This is a genomic window from Shimia sp. R9_2 (genome assembly GCF_017743735.1).
Lineage (GTDB): Bacteria > Pseudomonadota > Alphaproteobacteria > Rhodobacterales > Rhodobacteraceae > Shimia.
Genome location: NZ_JAGHRO010000009.1, coordinates 61,100 through 80,822 on the forward strand (window position 1 = coordinate 61,100; position 19,723 = coordinate 80,822).

The 19,723-nt window shown below is 60.9% G+C and carries 19 protein-coding genes; 3 read left to right on the plus strand and 16 right to left on the minus strand.

Going from position 1 to position 19,723, the window contains the following annotated elements; translation table 11 throughout:
- The first annotated feature begins 37 nt into the window (after nucleotides 1-37).
- Both J7400_RS17990 and J7400_RS17995 read left to right on the plus strand, forming a co-directional pair.
- Entirely contained in the window at nucleotides 38-1,783 is a 1,746-nt protein-coding gene (locus J7400_RS17990) for a type I secretion system permease/ATPase (protein ID WP_209065482.1), read from the plus strand.
- The gene (locus J7400_RS17995; RefSeq protein WP_209065483.1) at nucleotides 1,780-3,150 is read left to right on the plus strand and encodes an HlyD family type I secretion periplasmic adaptor subunit; all 1,371 of its coding nucleotides are present in this window, start codon (nucleotides 1,780-1,782) and stop codon (nucleotides 3,148-3,150) included. Before J7400_RS17990 ends, J7400_RS17995 begins: the two co-directional genes overlap by 4 nt.
- A 9-nt stretch (nucleotides 3,151-3,159) precedes the next feature.
- Here the strand turns inward: J7400_RS17995 and J7400_RS18000 are convergent, their stop codons facing one another.
- The 4 genes from J7400_RS18000 to J7400_RS18015 form a co-directional block, all read right to left on the minus strand.
- On the minus strand, nucleotides 3,160-4,080 hold the full coding sequence (locus J7400_RS18000) for a LysR family transcriptional regulator (RefSeq protein WP_209065484.1): 921 nt from the start codon (nucleotides 4,078-4,080) through the stop codon (nucleotides 3,160-3,162).
- Nucleotides 4,081-4,192: 112 nt separating this feature from the next.
- Nucleotides 4,193-5,836, minus strand: coding sequence for a pyridoxamine 5'-phosphate oxidase family protein (locus J7400_RS18005; RefSeq protein ID WP_209065485.1), 1,644 nt, complete (start codon nucleotides 5,834-5,836; stop codon nucleotides 4,193-4,195).
- A 54-nt stretch (nucleotides 5,837-5,890) separates the two neighbouring features.
- Nucleotides 5,891-6,514: a glutathione S-transferase gene (locus J7400_RS18010; RefSeq protein WP_209065486.1), complete on the minus strand. Its 624-nt coding sequence runs from the start codon at nucleotides 6,512-6,514 to the stop codon at nucleotides 5,891-5,893.
- 18 nt (nucleotides 6,515-6,532) lie between these two features.
- Nucleotides 6,533-7,009, minus strand: coding sequence for a nuclear transport factor 2 family protein (locus J7400_RS18015; protein ID WP_209065487.1), 477 nt, complete (start codon nucleotides 7,007-7,009; stop codon nucleotides 6,533-6,535).
- 128 nt (nucleotides 7,010-7,137) lie between these two features.
- On the opposite strand from J7400_RS18015, the gene J7400_RS18020 reads away from it, so the two are divergent.
- Nucleotides 7,138-8,034, plus strand: a complete 897-nt coding sequence (locus tag J7400_RS18020; RefSeq protein WP_209065488.1) for a LysR family transcriptional regulator — start codon at nucleotides 7,138-7,140, stop codon at nucleotides 8,032-8,034.
- A gap of 13 nt (nucleotides 8,035-8,047) precedes the next feature.
- Here the strand turns inward: J7400_RS18020 and J7400_RS18025 are convergent, their stop codons facing one another.
- The 12 genes from J7400_RS18025 to J7400_RS18080 form a co-directional block, all read right to left on the minus strand.
- A complete protein-coding gene (locus J7400_RS18025; RefSeq protein ID WP_209065489.1) occupies nucleotides 8,048-8,743 on the minus strand; it encodes an RraA family protein in 696 nt (231 codons plus the stop codon).
- Nucleotides 8,740-9,435 carry an alpha/beta hydrolase gene (locus tag J7400_RS18030; RefSeq protein WP_209065490.1) on the minus strand — a complete coding sequence of 232 codons (696 nt, stop codon included), beginning with the start codon at nucleotides 9,433-9,435 and terminating at the stop codon, nucleotides 8,740-8,742. Before J7400_RS18030 ends, J7400_RS18025 begins: the two co-directional genes overlap by 4 nt.
- A complete protein-coding gene (locus J7400_RS18035; protein ID WP_209065491.1) occupies nucleotides 9,432-10,565 on the minus strand; it encodes a cobalamin-independent methionine synthase II family protein in 1,134 nt (377 codons plus the stop codon). The genes J7400_RS18030 and J7400_RS18035 overlap by 4 nt, the downstream gene beginning before the upstream one ends.
- Nucleotides 10,566-10,691: 126 nt before the next feature.
- A complete protein-coding gene (locus tag J7400_RS18040) occupies nucleotides 10,692-11,651 on the minus strand; it encodes a cupin (protein WP_209065492.1) in 960 nt (319 codons plus the stop codon).
- 166 nt (nucleotides 11,652-11,817) lie between these two features.
- Nucleotides 11,818-12,807, minus strand: a complete 990-nt coding sequence (locus J7400_RS18045) for an ester cyclase (protein WP_209065493.1) — start codon at nucleotides 12,805-12,807, stop codon at nucleotides 11,818-11,820.
- Nucleotides 12,808-12,812: 5 nt separating this feature from the next.
- The gene (locus J7400_RS18050) at nucleotides 12,813-13,853 is read right to left on the minus strand and encodes a LacI family DNA-binding transcriptional regulator (RefSeq protein WP_209065555.1); all 1,041 of its coding nucleotides are present in this window, start codon (nucleotides 13,851-13,853) and stop codon (nucleotides 12,813-12,815) included.
- Entirely contained in the window at nucleotides 13,850-14,614 is a 765-nt protein-coding gene (locus J7400_RS18055; RefSeq protein WP_209065494.1) for an SDR family oxidoreductase, read from the minus strand. Before J7400_RS18055 ends, J7400_RS18050 begins: the two co-directional genes overlap by 4 nt.
- On the minus strand, nucleotides 14,614-15,663 hold the full coding sequence (locus tag J7400_RS18060; protein ID WP_209065495.1) for an ester cyclase: 1,050 nt from the start codon (nucleotides 15,661-15,663) through the stop codon (nucleotides 14,614-14,616). Before J7400_RS18060 ends, J7400_RS18055 begins: the two co-directional genes overlap by 1 nt.
- Before the next feature lie 63 nt (nucleotides 15,664-15,726).
- Entirely contained in the window at nucleotides 15,727-17,058 is a 1,332-nt protein-coding gene (hisD, locus tag J7400_RS18065) for a histidinol dehydrogenase (RefSeq protein ID WP_209065496.1), read from the minus strand.
- Between the two features lie 78 nt (nucleotides 17,059-17,136).
- The gene (locus J7400_RS18070) at nucleotides 17,137-17,670 is read right to left on the minus strand and encodes an ester cyclase (protein WP_058239333.1); all 534 of its coding nucleotides are present in this window, start codon (nucleotides 17,668-17,670) and stop codon (nucleotides 17,137-17,139) included.
- A gap of 126 nt (nucleotides 17,671-17,796) precedes the next feature.
- Complete coding sequence (locus J7400_RS18075; protein WP_058239334.1) at nucleotides 17,797-18,681, minus strand: carbohydrate ABC transporter permease; 885 nt, start codon at nucleotides 18,679-18,681, stop codon at nucleotides 17,797-17,799.
- Nucleotides 18,681-19,709, minus strand: a complete 1,029-nt coding sequence (locus J7400_RS18080) for a sugar ABC transporter permease (protein WP_209065497.1) — start codon at nucleotides 19,707-19,709, stop codon at nucleotides 18,681-18,683. Before J7400_RS18080 ends, J7400_RS18075 begins: the two co-directional genes overlap by 1 nt.
- Nucleotides 19,710-19,723: the final 14 nt, after the last annotated feature.

Genomic DNA, 19,723 nt, shown 5'->3' on the forward strand with positions numbered 1-19,723 from the left:
GCTGCCATCCCCTTCACCCTGAAAAGAGATCACCAAAATGTTTCAGAAAAAATCCTTCGTTAAATCCGCATGGCGCTCCCTGCGCGGCGGTTTCATGGCTGTCGCCTTCTTCAGCATGATCCTGAATTTGCTCGTTTTGGCCGCGCCTCTCTATATGTTGCAGGTCTATGACCGGGTGCTGACCAGCCAGAACATGGACACGCTGATTGCGCTCAGCATCCTTCTGGGTGGCGTCTTTATTGTCAGCGGCATGCTTGATCTGGTGCGCATGCGCATCCTGAGCCGCCTTGGTGCGCGGTTTGAGCTGAAAGTGGGCGCTCCGATCCTTCAGTCTGCCATGCGCAAGCGGGTGCAGGGCAAAGGTGCGGGCGACAATCCGGCGGCCGATATGACCGGGCTGAGAGATTTCATCTCCGGCCCCACACTGACCGCTTTCTTTGATGCCCCCTGGATTCCGCTGCACATCGGCGTGCTCTTTCTGCTGCATCCCTACCTTGGCGCTCTTGGTCTTGGCGGTGCGATTTTCCTTACAATTATGGCCCTTGTGAACAACGCGCGCGCATCTGATGTGATGCAGGATGCCGCCCGCGCCCGCGCAAGGTCCGACGCTTTGTTCACCACAAGTGAGCAAAATGCAGAGCTCGTCCAGGCAATGGGTATGACTGGTGATCTCGCTCGTCGCTGGACGGCTCTGCAACATCAGGCCCATGAGCTCAAGGCGCGTGTGTCTGACCGGATTGCGAGCTTTTCGGTGATTTCCAAGACCACACGTATGGCGCTGCAATCCGGCATGCTGGGTCTTGGGGCGGCGCTGGCGATCACCGGTCAGGCCACTGCAGGTGTGATGATTGCAGGCACCATCGTGCTGGCCCGTGCGCTGGCACCGATTGACCAGCTGATCGGGCAGTGGCGCACGTTTCTGGCGGCGCGTGGCTCCTACAAAACCCTGCGCGCCCTGTCTGAAGCCTACCCGGAGCCTGCCAAACGTCTGGCGATGCCACGCCCGCAGATCTCGCTGAACGCCACCATCGCGCAGGCAGGTCCGCCGCTGGCACAGAATGCCACCATTGGCGGGATCGACTTTGTCCTTTCTGCCGGAGATGTGGTTGCGGTGATCGGGCACAGCGGGTCGGGCAAATCCACCTTGGCGAAAATGCTGGCCGGGATCTGGGTACCGCAGCGCGGGGCGATCCGTCTGGATGGCACGCCGATGGCGAAATGGGACACAGAAGAGCTTGGCCAGCTGATTGGTTATCTGCCACAGGATGTGCAGCTGTTTGACGGCACCATTCGGGACAATATTGCGCGGTTTTCCACCACGATTGATGACAGCAAAGTGCTGGAAGCGGCAATTGCGGCGGATGTGCATGGTTTGATCAGCAGCCTGCCCGATGGCTACGCCACCGAGATCGGCAACGGCTATCATCTGTCCGGCGGCCAGCGTCAGCGCATCGCGCTTGCGCGCGCGCTTTACAATGATCCCTTTGTGCTGGTGCTCGATGAGCCCAATTCCGATCTGGATGCCCAGGGGGAGCTGGCGCTGCGCAATGCCATTCGCGGCGCAAGTGCGCGGGGCGCGATCACCTTTGTCATGACTCACCGCCCGAGCACGCTTGAGGCGGTCAACAAAGTGCTGACGCTGAACAAAGGCGCGCAAACCGGCTTTGGCGACAAAGAAGACATTCTGCGCCCCCGCCAGCAGACATCTGTGGCGCGTGCGGCAAACCTGCGGCTGGCGGAAGGCCAGGCGGCACCAGCGAGCAAGAAAGGAGCGAACCAATGACCCCTGCTTTGAGAAAACAATCCAACGGCTGCGTTCTGCGCCTTGAGGACTACAACCGCGTGCAAACAAAGGCAGCGGGCATCGGGATCGGAGGCTTTGTCTTCTTTGGCATCCTGACCGTGGCGGGTTTCCTTGGTGGCGCGGCCTATTGGGCGAGCACCTCGCAGCTTGACGGTGCGGTGGTGGCCCCGGCTTCCTTTGTTGTGGAAGGCAACCGCAAGACGGTTGAGCATTTCGAGGGCGGCGTGGTGCGCAATATCTTTGTCAGCGACGGGGATCTGGTGGAGGCGGGGGACACGCTTGTGGAACTCGACAACACCGATCTGGGGGTGGATCTGGATGTGTTGAGCAGCCAGATTGGCGACCTTTCTGCGCGGCGCGCGCGGCTGGAAACACAGCTCGACAGCGCGCCTGTTTTTGCGGAAGAGCGTGTGGCAAATGCGCTGCCTGTGGCACTTGAGCCGGAAGTCTGGCAGGCGTCATTTGTGCGGCAAAAGGCCTTGTTTGATGCGGAGCAGCGCTCTCGTGATGCCGAAGCAGCACTGATTGAGCAGCGGTTGGTGAGCCTTCAGGATCAGGTGGAAGGGCTGCAGGCGCAACAGGTGTCAAACCGCCGTCAGGTGGAGATCACACAGCAGGAGCTGGTCAATCTCGAAAGCCTGTTGGATCGCGGTCTGGTGGCTGTCACCCGTGTGAATTCCCGCCGTGTCGAGATTGAGCGCCTCAATGGTGTTGAAGCGGCCCTGCGCACTGATGAGGCGCGGGCGCGCAATGAAATTAGCGAGTTGCGCCTGTCCCAGATTGGCACAGAGCGCCTGCGTCAGGAGACGGCCTCCACTGAAATCGCGCAGATTGAGGCCCAGCTAGAAACGCTTGAAGCGCAGTATCTTGGGGCCAGTGAGCGCTTCAATCGTGTGGCGATCACCGCGCCGGTCAGCGGGCGGGTCGTGGAAATGACGGTGTTCACCAAAGGCGGCGTGGTGCGTCCGGGTGCGCCGATCCTCGATATTGTGCCGCTGGATCAACCGCTTGTGGTTGAGGCGCGTGTGGAGACCGGGGACATTGAAAAACTGCATGTTGGCCAATCCTCGCGCGTGCGTCTGTCGGCCTTTGATCAGGGCGATGTGCCGGAGGCCAATGGCATGATCGTCGACATCTCCGCTGACAGTCTGGAAGACGAGCGCACCGGGCAGTTCTACTATGTGGCCAAGGTGAAGCTTGATGAGGCGCAGCCGCGAGAGGTTGCCGCGCTTGAGATCGTGCCGGGGATGCCTGCGGATCTGTTTGTGAACACCGGAGAGCGCACCGCGCTGAGCTATCTCACCAAACCTCTGAGTGACCGTCTCGCGCGGACCTTCATCGAGTAAATACCTGTGTCACGCCGCAAATGTCGGCGTGACACCCTTTGGCGGGTTCTTGGCGATGTAGGCGCCGATCTTGGCCAGGAGGGGTTTGCGCGGGCAGGTCAGGCGCGAGGCCGCACCGAGATTGCGCAGGTTGCCTGGGGCCTCAAAAGGCACAAAAGAAAGCGGCCAATTGTCTTCGCGAAACTGCTCCGCGGCCAGCGCTGAGACAATGGTGCAATCATCAGAATGCATGATGTGGCGGCAGATGGTTTCAAACCGCAGGGCCGTGAGATCAAACCGCTTGGAGGCACGGGATTCCGGTCGGGGCGTGGGCAGGCGATCTTCCAGTTCATAGCCAAAGGAATGCGGCAGGCGGATGAAATCGCTGACCGGCACGTCTTCGGGGTGAATGGCAGATAGCGTCGCAAGCGGATGGCCGTGGCGCATGGCCAGATACAGCGGCTCTGTCCAGATCGAGGTGAAATCCAGTGTTGGATTGTGATTGAGCTGCGCCACCAAGGCGACGTCAAGCTCGTGGTTTTCCACCATTTGCAACATGTTCTGCGGCAGGTCTTCGATCATCGTGACCCGCATACGGGGGAACAAGTTATTGAACAGAATGGAGAAATACTGCGTGAGATAGGGCGCAAGCGTGGGGGTGAGACCAATTTTGAACGGCACGGCCTCTGGGTCGCGGAACTCGGTTGCGGCGTCCTTGATGCGTTGGGCATCAGACAGCATACGGTCGGCAATGCGGGCCACCCGCTCGCCAAAGGCCGAGAGCCGGGTTTCACCGCTCATGCGGATGAAAAGGTCCGCGCCCAGTTCCTTTTCGAGTTTGCGAATTTGGTTGGACAGGGCCGGCTGCGTCACGTTGCAGGCCTCGGCAGCGCTGCTGAAGTTTTTCAGCCTCGCAACCGCCGTGACATACTCAAGGTCTCGCAGGTTCATCTCTCAGCGCCATCACATGTGTTCCTAATGCCGAATTTAACTCGGCTGAGGCACCCTAAGTCGCTCAAAGACCTTACGATAGGGTGCACACAGGCCTGTGATGGGAAGTGAGCTATCGCGCCGAGGGGCCAAAGCTCTCAAAATGGATCTGCTCAGCGGGCACGCCTGCCGCTTCAAGGCCGCTGCGCAGCTCTGCAATGAAGCGCGCGGGGCCGCACAGCAGGTAGTGCGCCGTGGCACCGGCCTCCAGTTGCAAAAGTGCCTGCGCGGTGATCCGGCCATGGTGGTCAAAACGGCCTGCAGCCTGATCCGCTGCGCTGGGGCGGCTGTAAAAGAGGCGCTGGTGGAGGTGGTCGTGTGCTTCAACCAAAGCATCCGTTTCGCTGCGCAGCGCGTGGTGCGCGCTGTCTTTTGCGCCATGTACAAACCACACCGGTCGAGCCGCTTTGTCTTGCGCAAGGGTGTGCAGCATGGAGACCATCGGGGTGAGCCCGACACCGGCGCTGACCAGCACCAGCGGGGCGCTGTCTTGAGGGATCACGAAATCCCCCGCAGGCTGGGACGCGCGCAGCATCGCGCCTTCCTCCAACCCATCATGTAGATGCCGTGAAGCCAGCCCGTGGCTTTCTCGTTTGATTGTAAGGCGATAGGCCGACTTGTCGCTCGGATCACCCGAGAGGGAATAGCTGCGTTTCACGGGGCCGGTGTGGCCCGGCACGTTGATTTCTATCGGCAGGTGCTGACCAGCGGCGTAAGGCGTGACTCCCTCGCCATCTACGGGGGACAGATAGAAGGAGGTGGTCTCCTCACTTTCCTTGACGCGCTTTGACACCGTGAATTGGCGCAGGTCCGCATCCGGCTTTGACCAGCGCAGACCAAGCGCGTTGGGGCGCTCGATCACCGCGTCGATTGTGACGTCGATCACGCGGTGGGCCTCTGGGTCAAGTTTTGCGTCCGGGTGCCAGTTGATGCTGGCGCGTCCGGAGATGTGCAGCAGGCTTCCGCTGTCAAAATCGACAAAGACCAAGCCCACACGCGGATCGGCGAGCAGGTTGCCGATGGTGTTGAAAAAGTTGTTGCCCGCATAATCCGGGATGTGCAGATGCGTGGCATCTGACACGCGCACAAACCCCGGCAATCCGCCCCGGTGGGAGGCATCAAAGCCGCGCGAGGGCACATCGGCACCGTACTGATGGCCGGAGCCGATGAACAGCGTGTCAGCATTGGTGATCCACGCCGTTTGTGACGGTGTGAGCGCCTCCGTGCGCTTGGCTGGCGCGGGGGTATTGGCGGACACACGGCGCAAACTGCGCTCGTGGATGTATTGCGGGCAATTCCCGAAAGTCTGTTTGATATCGAGCGTATAGGCGGCACCTGATCGCTTGAGGCGTCCGCTAAAGCGGTTGCGACGGCGGCTGTGCAGCTCGATGCCGACGGCACCGATGTCGGTGCCCGCATCCACGGCGGCGCGCAGCGGATCTTGTGCATCAATCTCTGTGTTCAGCGTAAGCGCGCGCGGGTTTGGCGAGCGGATAAATCCGTCCGGCCCGTCCAGCAGCGTGACCCATGTGTGGCCATCTGCACCGGCGCCAGACACCACCAGAAACGGCAAAGACGTGTGAAAATCCCGGTGCTGTTGCGGTAGATAATCGCGGATGAAACCGCTGGCCCATTGGGCCACGTCACCGGCGCCTGCGCGTTTCTGGGCGGCGCGTTCTCCGGCGTGAAACGGGGTGCGTTCTGAAACGGTGTCCATGTGATCTACCTTTCTGAAAAGGGGGCTGGCGCTGAGGCGCGCCAGCCTGCTGGATTAGGCCAGTTCCGGGACCGGAGAAGCCACCATGCCGACAAAGTTCGGCTCGGCCTCAACACGCGCGATCCAAGCGCGCAGGTTGGGGTAGGGGGCGAGGTCGACGCCGCCTTCTGGTGCATGGGCGATGTAACTGAAGCAGGCCACGTCGGCGGCGGTGATGACATCGGCGGCCAGCCAGTTGCGGTCCGCGAGATGCGCTTCCATGACCTTAAAGAGCGCATGGGCCTTGGCGATGGCGGCCTCGTGATTGAGCGGTGCACCAAACAAGGTGACCAGACGCGCGGCACAGGGGCCGGAATAGACGTTGTCTGCGGCGATGGTCAGCCAGCGCTGCACCTCGGCTGCCACTTTTGGATCGGCGGGCAGCCAGTCGCTGTCTGGCGCATAGGTTTTCACCAGATAGACAAGGATGGCGTTGGAATCCGCGAGAGTATAGCCATCGTCCTCAATGGCCGGAACCAGACCAAAGGGGCTGACTTTCAGGAAGTCCGGTGCCTTATGTGCGCCAGCGGCCATATCCAGATCGATGGTTTCATAAGGCAGGCCCAGCAGGGCGAGCATCAGCTCGACCCGGTGACAGTGGCCGGATTTTGGGGTGCGGTAGAGTTTGATCGGTTTCATATCGTGATCCTGTTGTGATTAGAGGCCAAGGTCGCTCAGGCCGGGGTGGTCGTCGGGGCGCCGGCCCAGAGGCCAGCGGAAGAGCCGCTCTTCTTCGGTGATCGGTTTTTCGTTGATGGAGGCATGGCGGTTGGCCATGTAGCCATTGGCGTCAAATTCCCAGTTCTCATTGCCGTAGGCGCGGAACCAGTTGCCGCTGTCATCGTGATATTCATAGGCGTAGCGCACCGCGATGCGGTTGTCGGTATAGGCCCAGAGCTCCTTGATCAGGCGGTAGTCGAGCTCCTTGTCCCATTTGCGGGTCAGGAAGGCTTCGATCTCGGCCCGGCCCTGCGGGAACTCGGCGCGGTTGCGCCACTTGCTGTCCGGCGTATAGGCGAGCGCCACTTTGGCAGGGTTGCGGCCGTTCCAGCCGTCTTCGGCGAGGCGCACCTTTTCGATGGCTGTTTCTCGCGTAAACGGTGGCAGGGGCGCGCGGGGCGGTTCTTGAGACATGGCCAAATCCTTTGATTGGAAATCTGCGTTTCATCGCTTGGCCAAGAGATAGATTGATCCGGAAAGCGAATGAATATACGAAATATGAAAGTCATTATTTTGAAAAATGATCATATTGGAGCTGTGCTTTGGATCGTTTGCAAACCCTCGAAGTCTTTGTGGCTGTGGCAGAAGAAGAGAGCTTTGCGGCCGGGGCGCGGCGGCTGGGGTTGAGCGCACCTTCGGCAACGCGGGGGGTGAACACGCTGGAGGCGCGCCTTGGGACGCCGTTGTTCACACGGACCACGCGGCGGGTGCGGTTGACCGAAGTGGGGCACACCTATCTGGAGGATGCGCGCCACATTCTGGCGCAGATGCAGGCGGCGGATGACGCGGCCACGGGGGCGGCGACCAATCCGGTGGGGCAGCTGCGGATCACCTGCCCAACGGAATTTGGCCGGATTTATGTTGCACCGATCCTGACGGATTTTTTGGACCTCTTCCCGGCGGTCAGCGCTGATGTGCTGATGGTGGATCGGGTGGTGAATATGGTGGAGGAGGGCTTTGACCTTGCGGTGCGGATCGGCGATTTGCCCTCCTCAGGCCTGACGGCGGTGCGTGTGGGGCAGGTGCGGCGTATGGTGGTGGCTGCGCCGGAGTATCTGGCGCGTCACGGGATGCCGCAGACGCCGGCAGACCTGCCACAGCACCAGATCCTCACCGCCGCGCCGGTCAGCCCGACCACCGAATGGCGCTTTGGCCGGGAGCTGCAGGGCGGCGTAAAAATCAAGCCCCGCTTGACTTTAAGCAGTGTCGCAGCGGCAATTTCCGTGGCGCAAAGCGGCTGGGGTCTGTGCCGGGTGCTGTCCTATCAGGTGGCCGCTGATCTGGAGTCCGGAGCGCTGCTGGCCGTGCTGGAAGAACATGAGCCCGCGCCGCTGCCGATCCATCTGGTGCATGCGGAAGGGCGGCGGGCGCCAGCAAAAATCCGGGCCTTCATTGATATGGCGCGAGACCGGCTGCGCGCGGTCCCGGGGCTGGCTTAGGGGCCCTCAGCGCTCAGGTGCGCGCGGCTTCGAAGGCCTGCCAGGCGGCTTCAAACTTTTCAAAATCAAAGTCGTCGGCGCGGGCTGGTTCCAGCACCAGCTTTTCTGTGTCCAGAAGCTTCAGAATGGCGTCTTCCAGCATCGGCAAGACGGCTTCGGGTATGACCAGCGCGCCGTGGCGGTCTGCGTGGATGAGGTCGCCGTCGTTCACCGTCATGCCAAAGATTTCCACGGTTGTGCCAACCTCGCGCACATGCACAAAGGCGTGGCTGGGGCCGATGGAGCCTGCGACCACGGGGAAGCCCTCCGGCAGGTCGCCAAGGTCACGCATCACCCCGTTGGTGAGCGCACCCGACACACCTAAGCCCTTGTGAACCGTGGTGTTTATCTCTCCCCAGAACGCGCCAACTGCATCCGGGTAATCCAGATCTTCGACCACAGTCACGCGGGGAGACGGGCCTTCGGACATGTGTTTGTAGTACGCCATGCGGCGCGCGCGGATCACGTCGGGGGCTTCTTGAGAGGGTTCCTGTGCGGCGATTTTGGCGGTGCGGGCATAGCCGACCATGGCGCCTTCCTCAGGGGCGGAGCAGAGCATGGTGCCGCGGGTGAATTGGGCAAAGCCACGTTTGCCCTGGGCGACTTCGATGGCGTTGCAGACGGTGGGTGTGTCGACAGATTGCAGGAGCTTGAGCAGGGAGGGGGTCATAGGGTCTCCAACCAGGTTTTGAGCGCCGCGGTGGTGGCGTCGGGTTGTTCGAGGGTCGGCAGGTGGCCTGCGTTTGGCAGCACTTTTAGCGTGCTGTCGGGCAGCAGGTCATGCATGAGTTCGTGGCGGGCAACGGGGCAGAGGCTGTCATCCTCGCCGCAGAGCGCCAGCGCGGGGCCGGTGAAAGATTTTAGCGTCTGAGACTGATCTGGCCGGTCGCGTAACGCGATGGATTGGTTGATAAAAACCTGATCCCCGAGGGCGGTGGCCATGTTCATGCAGAGATCGAGAATGGCCCCCTGATTGGGGCCATCGGTGAGGTAGTTGGGCTTCATTTCCTCGCGCATCACACGGCGCAGCTCGCCGCGCTTTACCGCCTCGATCTGCGGGCCGCGTTTGGCTTTCACCGCGTCCGCTTCGGCGAGTGGGTTGGTGTCCATCAAGGCGAGGCCCGCGACACGTTCGGGGGCCTGACGGGCGATCTCCATGGCGACGATGCCGCCCATGCTGAGGCCTGCCAGCGCGAAGCGGGGTGGGGCGTGGGCCAGCACCTCTTCGGCCAAAGCGGCCATGGTCTGGTGGTGCCCGATGGGTGCGACAGAGACCGTGCGCTGAGCGGAAAAGGCGGCGATCTGCGGGGCAAAAAGCCGCGCGTCACACATCATGCCGGGGAGGAAAACGAGCGGGGTCATGCCAGATCTGAGGCCAGTTTTGCACCCTCGCTGAGGGCGGAAAGTTTGGCATAAGCGATGTCGGGATCGACTGCGCCGAAACCGGCAAACGTGCCAAAGCCACAGTCGCTTCCAGCGACCACACGCTCGGCCCCTACGATGTCGCTAAAGCGTTGAAGTCTTTGGGAAACCAGCTCCGGATGCTCTACAAAATTGGTGGTTGTGTCGACGACGCCCGGCACCAGAACCTTGTCCTCCGGGATCTCGGATTTGCGGTCGCGGAACACGGTCCATTCATGCGCGTGGCGGGGATTTGAGGTCTCAAAGAGCACATAGCGCGCTTTGGTGTCCATGAGCGTGGTGAAGACCTTGTCCATACCGATGTCACAGCAGTGGGGGCCTTCGTAGTTGCCCCAACAGATGTGGATGCGGACGCGCTCTTGCGGGACGTCGCGCAGGGCGTGGTTCAGCGCCTCGACATGCAGGTTGGCGATCTGAACAAACTCATCGTCGCTGAGGTCGGTAAACAACATATGACGGGACAGGGCGAGGTCGGGGCAATCCAGTTGCAGATCAAGCCCGTGGGCGATGATGGTGTCGTATTCTTCTTTCATCGCATCGGCCAAAGCGGCGAGATAGGCCTCGCGATTCTTGTAAAAATCATTCTGCAAAAACAGCGAAACCACCCCCGGAGAGGCGGCATTCATGAAGCCCTGTTCGGCGCCATGGGTGGCCATGGCGGATTTCAGGTTATTGATATCTTTTAGTAATTCGCCTTGGCCTTTGCTACGGACTTCGCCGGTGCATTTGGGGCGGGCGTATTGTGGAGTGCCGCCGCCATCCGCGAGACGCTTGAGAAAACTGGGGAACATTTTCAGATCCGCCGGGGCGTTGCGCTCGCTGTCGCCAGAAAAACCGGTGTAGCGGTCTTTGACATAGGTGGCGTAGGAAATTTTGCTGGTTTCCCCGTCGCTTACAACGTCGACACCTGCCTCGACCTGTTTGCGCACGGTGACGTCCACCGCAGCGGTCATGGCGGCGTCAAAAGCGGCGGGATCGTAGGGTGTTTCGTTCTCGCGTGCGAAGATGAAATCCACCACCTCCTGCGTGCGGGGTAGGCTGCCGACGTGGGTCGTTAAGATTTTGCTCATGGGCCAAAATTTCCTGTCGGTATCGCGTCGGTATCGCGGCTGAATTGCGGAGGTGCAATTTTCAGCGGGTGGCGTTAACTTTTGGGGGTGTTGCGCGGCGTACGTTGCGCCGCGCAGGGGGTCTTATTAACCTTTCCACGTCGCCCCGGCGGGGTCGTTGGTGGCGGTGATGCGGTAAAGCCCGGCTTCGCCGGTCATGGAGGGCGCGGCACTGTAGCTTTCGCCGGGCATGGCCAGGGCGGTGTCCCCGGCGGAGAGGGTGACCTCCACGTCATCAATCTTGATGCGCCAGTGGCCGCTGGCGGGCATCAGCACCACGGGCTGATCGGTTTTGACCTGCTCGGCCATCGCGGAGCCACGGGTGAGGAAATCCACTTCAAAGCCGGGTTTGTCTTTGATCATGGCGTCCTCGCCAATCACTTTAGCGGGTTTCTTTGACCCAAGCGCCATCAGATCCCAGTAGCGGGCGACGTATTTGCCAACCACATCCTCGACCGGCACTTCGGGGTAGGCTTTCAGCTCTTCCTCAGACAGGAGCGGCATAGGGCGCACATTGTGGGGCAGCTCCTGACCTTTCTTGCTGTCATAAAGCACGCCGTTGTCGCCCAGCATCAGGCCGTGGGCCTGCGCGTCCTCGATCACCTGCGGCGCCCATGTGACGCCGCCGCCCGCATCGTCACCGCCAAGGATCGACATGATCATGCCGTAGTCTTGGCCGACGTTTTCAAAGCCCCGGAAGATGCCGGTGGGAATGTTGAAGATGTCGCCTTCTTCGGCGATGAATTCACCGGCGGTGCCATAGCGGCCCCAGAAGAAGCGCCAGCGGCCTTTGGCGACAAAAAACACCTCGGCGGTGGTGTGGCTGTGCAGGGAGTTGCGGCATTTGGGCGGCTGGCCTGCCGCACCGATGTTGAAGCCGATCTTATCGGTGATGTGGACGTGCTGATCGGGGGATTCAGACACGCCGCCGCCGACGATGGTGAAGTTCTCTTTCTGATCGGACCCCGGCGTGTGGGCGTCGATGAAGGCGGTTTTGCAGGGTTGAAGCTCGCCGTAGCGGACGATGCGGGATTGGATGGTGCTCATGATGTGTCTCCTTTGGATTGGTTGGAATTTGAGGGGGGATCAAATTCCTTGTCCGGGAGGACGGTTGTTCAAGCGCCGGGCACGCAGAGAGGCGCGGTGTGCATGAAAGCGCCGCGCCGCCTGTGTGGCGTTGAGATATGAGTTTGCTGCCAGCACCAAGCGCGCCCTAGAGCTCGCCGGTGTGCAGCAGGATTTGTTTCCAGACGGCGGTTTCGTCAAACAGGGTCCATTCGCGGCGCAGGCGGATGTCGCCGCCAATCAGCTCGCCCCATTCCGCGTGGCTGATGCCGAGCACATAGAGATCGGCCCCTGTGGGCGCGCCAAGCGCGCCCCAGCCGTCGTGTTTACCGTGCAGGCTCCAGCGGATCGCTGAGCGGGGCGGCATGTTGGGATCGTCGCGGCCGATCTGGTGATGGATGGTGAATGTGGCCGAGGGCATGGAGGCGCGCAGGGACATCCAGAAACGCTCGACCGGATCCCAGCTGTGGCCGATGGCCCCACCGGGATACTCGCTTTGCACGGCGCGGTTATAGTGCCGTTTGATCGCCGCCATATCGGCATCCACCATCGAGGTCAGCAGATCGGCGTGGCGCTGGCCCCATGCATTGTCATTGCCGGTGCCCTTGTAAGGGCCGTCGATGTCATTGGCCGGGGTGAAAGGTTTCACGCAGGCTTCTGGGCCGCCTTCGCGGGCAATCAGATCACGGGCAAAGTCTTTGGGATCCCAGCCCATCTGGCGCACCACCGCGCCGTTGTCGCGGATCAGCCATTCGTCATCAATGGCGTTATTCTTGGCGTGGCAATCCGCCAGAATGCGGTAGGTGAGCTTGCTGCCGGTGGCCTTGCCAAAGACGCCATCGCCCAGATGGGTCGCGGTGGACATGATCCGGTGGCTGGAGAGCATGCCCTCCTCCGGTGTGCCGGACCAGATCACATCTTCGCCCAGCAACGTACGATCAGGAAATTCTGCAAGCGTCGCCATGGTGGCGCCAATCACGCCTGCGTTGCCGCGCGACACAGAGCCGGGCATGCGCACCGCCACATCCGGGGCGTAATAGTCATGCAATGTGGCCATGCCGCGGTCTTCCCAAATCTCTTTGGTGATGCCGATGATGTAGTCGGGGAAGTCCTTAAACTTCGGGTCAAAGCCTTGCATGGCGTTTATCCTTCTTGCGGGGGCCAATTGGCAGGCACGCGGGCGGAGCCGCGCACGATCAGCGGGGCCGTTATGGAGACCTGGCGGGGGGCTGCGTTGGCGGGGTCTTCGATGTGGGCGAGCAGAGCGTCTACGGTTTCTGCCACCATCAGATTGGCGCGCTGGCGCATGGTGGTGAGGTCATAGGCCCGCCAGGCGGCGGGGGGCACATCGTCAAAGCCGACCACAGAGACATCTTCTGGGATCTTGAGATCAAGGCCAAAGCGCAGCTCGTCCATCACTGCGAAAGCCATGTGATCATTGGCGACAAACACCGCGTCGGGACGCTCGTCTGCGGGCACGTTGAACATGGCGTGGGCGGTTGCGCGGGTGTGGTCGGTGTCAAACTCGCCGCAGCCGCGGGCAAAGAGGCTCTGGCCCAGTTCTTCCAAACCGGCGCGGAAGCCCGCCTCGCGGTCGCGCTGTGTAGACGCCCCTTCCCAACCGGCGATATAGGCGATTTTCTTATGCCCGCCAGCAACGAGGAACTGCGCAAGCTCGCGTCCACCAGCGAAGTTGTCTGAGGTCACCGAGCTCACGCCTTGGGTTTTCTCAAACCGGTTGAAATGGACCACCGGCACATTGGCCTGAATGCATTTCTGCGACAGTTTGGAGGACATGGCGACAGAGGCGGTGACGATGCCATCTACCTGATAATCCAGAATTTCCTGAACCACATCGTCGATGGGCCCTGCGGTTTGCGAGGCCATGAAAACCAGCACGTGGTAGCCTTTTTCCTGAAGCGCGTTGGAGAGGATTTCCAGCGTCTCCGGGTAAAAGTAGTTGTCCAGATAGGCGACCACGAGGCCAATGATGCGGCTTTTGCCGGAGACCATGGCGCGGGCGAGCACGTTGGGGCGGTAGCCCAGCTCCTCAGCCGCCTTGCGCACTTTGTCTACGGTTTTCTGGCTCACCGAGGCACCGGGAGTGAAGACGCGGCTGACCGCAGATTGGCTGACGCCAGCACGCTCGGCCACTTGCAGGGAGGTGACTTTCTCCGCCATCAGTCTGCCGTCCAGCCGCCGTCGATCAGCATGGAGGTGCCGGTGACCAATGCGGAGGCCTCTGTGGCGAGATAGAGGACAGCGCCCATGATGTCCTCCACTTCGCCGATGCGCCCAAGTTTGATTTTCTCTTTGATCCAGGCGGCGCGCTCCGGGTTGTCAAAGGTCGATTGCGTGAGTGGTGTGCGGATGAAGGTCGGGCAGACGGTGTTGATGCGGATCTTGGACTGGCCCCATTCGATGGCCATGGCTTTGACCATGCCTTCAAGCCCATGTTTGGAGGCGCAGTAGACCGCGCGGTCGATGCCGCCCACATGGCCCATCTGGCTGGAGATATGAATGATTGAGCCGGGTTTGCCTGCTGCGACCATGGCCTTTGCAGCATAGGCCGAGAGGAAATAGGCCGACCGCAGGTTCAGCCCCATCACGGCGTCGTAGTCTTCCGGTGTGGTCTCCATCGCGGGGCCGTGGCGCGCCAGACCGGCGGAGTTCACGACCACATCAAAGGCGCGTTCCGCCATCACGGGGGCAAGTGCCTCCAGATCGTTCTGATCCAGCGACAGCGCCTCGGCGCTGTGGCCCGCTGAGGTGAGTGCGGTGACGGTGTCGTTGAGTTTGTCCACACCGCGCGCGGCGCAGACCACATGCGCGCCTGCCTCAGCCAGCGCCACGGCGCATCCCTGACCGATGCCGGAGGAGGCTCCGGTGACAAGCGCGGTCTTGCCAGCAAGGGAAAAGGACGGGGTGCGGGGCAGTTGGGTCATCAGGTCATTCCATCAGGCAGTGTCAGGCGCGCAAGGCTGCGCGCTTTGTTGAATTCCCGCAAGCGGGCGAAGACATCAACACCCAACTGCCGGTAGATGTCGAGCAGATCGACAAGCACCCAGTTTTCGCGGATCTTGTCGCCTTCTACGCGCCAGAAATCGAGGCTGCGCAGGCTGATCTTTTTGCCGGAGGGGGCAATCCCCATCCAACCGTCCGCGCTGAGGCTCTGCATCATATTGGGCCAGCCGGTGACGGCGGCATAAGCCCCGTCCCCAAAGAAATGATGGGTGATTTCATCTTCATGCTGGCCGCGATCCGGCATGGCCTTGAGGAAAGGGATCTGGTGCCAGTTGCGAAAGCCTGCGGTGCCACGCGCGGTGCCGATGCCCGCCGGGCCATACCAGCTCATGCGGGGATGCCAGAAGCGGTCAAGCTCCATCACACGCGGGTCCGGATCTTTGGGATGTTTCACCAAAGCCGTGAGCATATCGAGGATCAGCTGGCAGCTCTGCGCGCTTTGCTCTGAATCATAGGGCCTGGCCACCAGCCCGTCACAGGTGGCCGGGCCGGGCACCCGCCATTCACGCCCCAGCGAGGGCGCCATGGGCCATGCATGGGCCTGCATCATCACCTCAGGAATGTCCCAGATCGCCTGTATCTCCACCACTTTGCCATCTTCAAAACGGAAAAATTCGTGGTAGCGCATGGCGATTTGGTGGCCGGTGGGCGGGATGTCGAGCCACGGGGCGAGAAACACGCCAGTGTAGTGACCGCCACAGCCGACCCAATCCTGACCAAAGGCATCTGCGCCCGCCATGACAATAAAGTCGCGCCGCTCCAGATCGGGTACCGCCGCAAACAGCGGCGCGAAGGCGCGCTCATAAAGCGCCTCTGGCCCGGTCAGGTCGCCAAACGGATGGCACAGATGGACGTCTACATCCGGCGCGCAGAGCTGCGCCAAGGCATTCTGCACTGCGGCCGCGTCAAAATCATAAGCCGCCTCACGAAACGTCTTGATCGCTGCCTTATGCCGGGTGTGTCTGTCCATTTTCCTCTTGCTCAAAATATCCCGGGGAGTCTGAGGGGCTGGCCCCTCAGTCCCGAAATCACCTCACTCGGCGGCGTCACGGTAAGGCGCGCCGGTGCCATAGGGCACGTTGATGCCGCCATAGCGGCGCACGCGGACGTTGCATTGCTCTGCGTGGCCCACAAAGCCTTCGAGCATGCAGAGGCGCGAGCCATATTCGCCAATCAGCGTCGCTGCCTCATCTGTGGTGACTTTCTGATAGCTGTGAGTTTTCAGGTATTTACCCACCCAGAGACCGCCAGTATAGCGGCCCGCCTTTTTGGTGGGCAACGTGTGATTGGTGCCGATCACCTTGTCGCCGTTGGAGACATTGGTGCGTGCGCCGAGGAACAGCGCGCCGTAGCAGGTCATGTTCTCAAGGAACCAATCGTCGCGGTCGGTCATCACCTGCACATGCTCAGAGGCGATGTCATCGGCCACCTCAAGCATTTCCTCATAGGTGTCACAGACAATCACCTCGCCGTATTCATCCCAGCTCACGCGCGCGGTGTCTGCGGTGGGCAGGATCTGCAAGATACGCTCGATCTCCACAAGGGTCTCTTCGGCGAGTTTCTTGCTGTTGGTCAGCAGCACACAGGGGCTGTTGTAACCGTGCTCTGCCTGACCCAGCAGGTCGGTGGCGCAGAGTTCGGCGTCAGCGGCGGTTTCATCTGCGATCACCATGGTTTCGGTTGGACCGGCAAAGAGGTCGATGCCGACGCGGCCAAAGAGCTGGCGCTTGGCTTCGGCCACAAAGGCGTTGCCGGGGCCAACCAGCATATGCACCGGATCAATGGTCTCGGTGCCGATTGCCATTGCACCAATCGCCTGAATGCCGCCCATCACATAGATCTCATGGGCGCCGCCCAGATGCATGGCGGCAATCACGGCTGCGTTGGGCTTGCCCTGAAATGGCGGGGTGCAGGCGATGATGCGGGGCACACCGGCCACAGAGGCGGTGGCCACGGACATATGCGCCGAGGCCACCATGGGGAATTTGCCGCCGGGCACGTAGCAGCCCACGGATTGCACCGGGATGTTTTTGTGGCCGAGGATCACGCCCGGCATGGTTTCCACTTCGATGTCCAGCATGGAATCCCGCTGAGCCTGAGCAAAGTTGCGCACCTGCTCCTGGGCAAATTTGATGTCGGCCAGCTCGCGCTCGGTCAGCGAGGCGATCAGCGCGTCGATCTCTTCCTGGCTCAGGCGGAAGGACTCGGGGGAATAATTGTCAAATTTCTCAGACAGCTCGCGCACGGCAGCATCGCCGCGGGTTTCAATGTCTTTGAGCGTGGCTTCGACCACAGCGCGGGTTTTGGCATCGTCTTCGGCGCGTTCCGCTTGGTCTTTGCCGCGTTTCAGATACTCGATGGTCATCTCAGTGTCTCCCGCCCCGCAGGATCGGCGGGGCCTCATTCATAGAGTGGGGTCCCGGACTTGTGCCCGGGACATGGTTTATTTTGCCTCTGGACGGGGCGCTTCTTTTTCACCGCGGTCATAGGCTTCCCAGCCTTCGCCGTTGAAGATGTCGACCCCCAGCTGGGCGGCCACATGGGCGAAATCCACGTTCACCCAGTTGTCGACAATCTTGCCGTCCACCACTTTCCAGAAATCCATGTAGCGGATTTCGACGCGTTTGCCGGTGGGGGCAATGCCGAGGAATTCACCGGAGTGGGTGGCTTCCTGACGGCCAAAGGCCGCGGCCCATTCGCCCATGTAGAGGCGGGCCTCATCGATGCAGGTCTTGTCGGAAAATGCCGCTTGGAACGGGCGTTGCCAATTGTCCTGAAATTCCTTGAGGCCGGTTTTGGTGCCGCAGCCCTGGTTGCCCATCCAGCGGAAGCCTTGGGTGAAGAATTCGCCGATATCGTCGATGCGGTGGTCGTTGAGACCATCCACCATGGTTTCGATCACGCGGCGGGTGTCTTCGGTTTTGCTCATATCCGTGTCACGGGTCAGAACGGCTTGTTCGGGGCGAGAACCTTTCATGGTTAGTCTCCTAGTAGAATGCGTTGTTTGTTTTGAGTTGGGCGTAAGAAGCCCCACTCAAGAAATCACGGGGCATCCTGTTGAGCGCAGGGTGGCGCGCCATGGCGCTGTGGCGGGCGGTGGCGCTCATCCTTTCACGGCCCCTGCGGTCAGGCCCGAAACGATCTGGCGCTGGAAGAACATCACCAGCACAAAGAGCGGTGCGGTGGCGGAGACCACGGAGGCAACAGCAAACATCACGTTGCCCTCTTCCTGTGTGGAGCCAAGGAAGCCGTAGATCGCAGGCACCATGGTGCGGTTCTCTTCGCTGAGCAGCATCGAAGTGACCGAGAAGTCATTATAGGCCAGCAGGAAGGAGAACAGGCCGGTGGTGATCACGCCGGGCCACATCACCGGGATGATCACATGGCGGAAGGCCTGGAACTGGTTGCAGCCGTCGACCTTGGCGCTTTCGTCCAGATCCTTGGGGATGTTCAGGAAGAAGGAATGCAGCATCCAGAGCGTGAATGGCTGGTTGATGGCGACAAGCACGATGATTGCGGTGGGGATATGGCCCCAGAGGTTCCATTCAAAGAATGGCAGCAGGTAGCCCGAAACCAGCGTGATATGGGGCATGGCGCGAAACACCAGCGCGATCATCAAAAGCCAGAAGGAATAGTTGTGACCCGAGCGCGCCAGCGCATAGCCGCCCAATGTGCCAAAGGTCAGCGAGATCACAACGGTGAAGAACACGATGATGAAAGTGTTGATCGCCGCGCGCCAGAATTCTTCCTGCACCCAAGCGCCTTCATAGCCTTTGCCGGTGAAGGTGCCGCCGGTTTCAATCAGCGTGCGCGTGCCGGTGAGGGCCTGGGTCCAGTCCGCCTTGGAGAAGAAATCCCCCTGCACTTTGAAGGAGCCCCAGAGGGTCCAGAGGAAGGGGAAGGAGGCGACAATCACCCAGAGCAGCACGAAGGCTGAGGAGATCACAATCAGGCTGCGGGAGGAGCGGTTTGCAATGGTGGAGGACATCAGACAGCCTTTCCTTTGAAGTCGCGCCATGTGCGCACCAAGACTGGAGCAAGCAGGATTGTGACCCCGATCACGGTCAGCACCGAGGTGGCGGCGGCGGAGTTGAAGCGGGTGATGTCGCTGCGCATATCCGCAAAGATGATGTAGGAGAGCGAGGGTGCATTGGCTTGGGCTGAGAAGCCCACCACCGGTTCAAACACCCTGAAATTGTCCATCAGCTGCATCAGCGAGATAAACACCGCCAGCGGCATCAGATGGGGGATCACCACATAGCGGATCTGTTGCCATTTGGTGGCCCCGTCGATCATGGCGGCCTCAAGAGAGTCGCTGTTCACAGTCTGAAGCCCCGCGTAGAAGACCACAAAGGCAAAGGGCGCGCCGCTCCAGATGCCGTAGACGATGAGGGTGATCCATGTGAGTGGCGGGGAGGCCTTCAGCGAGAGTTCCGGATCATCAAAGATCCACTGCAACGATTTGCCGATCACCCCTTGGGCGTCGATCATCCAGAACAGGATCAGCGAGCCGATCAACGGCGTGATGATCATCGGCAGCAGGGAGACAAAGATTGTCGGACCTTTGAGCGCAGGCGTGAGGCGGTTCACCCCCAGCGCGATCAGCAGACCGAGCACGATCACCATCGGCGTGACCACAAAAGTGTAGGTCAGGGTGAAGGCGAGGGCCTTGTAAAACGGCAGGTTATAGAGTTCGGCGAAGAAGTCTCCGAGGCTTTCGCGATTGGCCCAGGCTTCGGCGATTTCTGCCGAGGCGAGGTGGCCGCGGTCAAAGTAGGTGGCAAGGCCCGCAAACCGCCCAAGCGGCTGCTCGGCGCGCAATTTGGCGGTGGCCTCAGTGTCGACAGAGCTTTCCTGCGTACAGCCGAAGGGGCCGCAGTTTTCGGTCACAACAAGGACCTGCTCATGTTCGATGTGCATGGACTGGACAACCACTGACACCAGCGGCAGCGCAATGAAGAGGATCATCGCCGCAAGGCTGGGCAGAATGAACCAGAGGAAGGTTTTATGGCGCATGTCAGATCGTCCCG

Bases quoted from the DNA above. Each gene is read 5' to 3' on its own strand.
- J7400_RS17990 (WP_209065482.1), top strand. From the start codon at position 38: ATGTTTCAGAAAAAATCCTTCGTTAAATCCGCATGGCGCTCCCTGCGC.
- J7400_RS17995 (WP_209065483.1), top strand. From the start codon at position 1,780: ATGACCCCTGCTTTGAGAAAACAATCCAACGGCTGCGTTCTGCGCCTT.
- J7400_RS18000 (WP_209065484.1), bottom strand. From the start codon at position 4,080: ATGAACCTGCGAGACCTTGAGTATGTCACGGCGGTTGCGAGGCTGAAA.
- J7400_RS18005 (WP_209065485.1), bottom strand. From the start codon at position 5,836: ATGGACACCGTTTCAGAACGCACCCCGTTTCACGCCGGAGAACGCGCC.
- J7400_RS18010 (WP_209065486.1), bottom strand. From the start codon at position 6,514: ATGAAACCGATCAAACTCTACCGCACCCCAAAATCCGGCCACTGTCAC.
- J7400_RS18015 (WP_209065487.1), bottom strand. From the start codon at position 7,009: ATGTCTCAAGAACCGCCCCGCGCGCCCCTGCCACCGTTTACGCGAGAA.
- J7400_RS18025 (WP_209065489.1), bottom strand. From the start codon at position 8,743: ATGACCCCCTCCCTGCTCAAGCTCCTGCAATCTGTCGACACACCCACC.
- J7400_RS18030 (WP_209065490.1), bottom strand. From the start codon at position 9,435: ATGACCCCGCTCGTTTTCCTCCCCGGCATGATGTGTGACGCGCGGCTT.
- J7400_RS18035 (WP_209065491.1), bottom strand. From the start codon at position 10,565: ATGAGCAAAATCTTAACGACCCACGTCGGCAGCCTACCCCGCACGCAG.
- J7400_RS18040 (WP_209065492.1), bottom strand. From the start codon at position 11,651: ATGAGCACCATCCAATCCCGCATCGTCCGCTACGGCGAGCTTCAACCC.
- J7400_RS18045 (WP_209065493.1), bottom strand. From the start codon at position 12,807: ATGCAAGGCTTTGACCCGAAGTTTAAGGACTTCCCCGACTACATCATC.
- J7400_RS18055 (WP_209065494.1), bottom strand. From the start codon at position 14,614: ATGACCCAACTGCCCCGCACCCCGTCCTTTTCCCTTGCTGGCAAGACC.
- J7400_RS18060 (WP_209065495.1), bottom strand. From the start codon at position 15,663: ATGGACAGACACACCCGGCATAAGGCAGCGATCAAGACGTTTCGTGAG.
- hisD (WP_209065496.1), bottom strand. From the start codon at position 17,058: ATGACCATCGAGTATCTGAAACGCGGCAAAGACCAAGCGGAACGCGCC.
- J7400_RS18070 (WP_058239333.1), bottom strand. From the start codon at position 17,670: ATGAAAGGTTCTCGCCCCGAACAAGCCGTTCTGACCCGTGACACGGAT.
- J7400_RS18075 (WP_058239334.1), bottom strand. From the start codon at position 18,681: ATGTCCTCCACCATTGCAAACCGCTCCTCCCGCAGCCTGATTGTGATC.
- J7400_RS18080 (WP_209065497.1), bottom strand. From the start codon at position 19,709: ATGCGCCATAAAACCTTCCTCTGGTTCATTCTGCCCAGCCTTGCGGCG.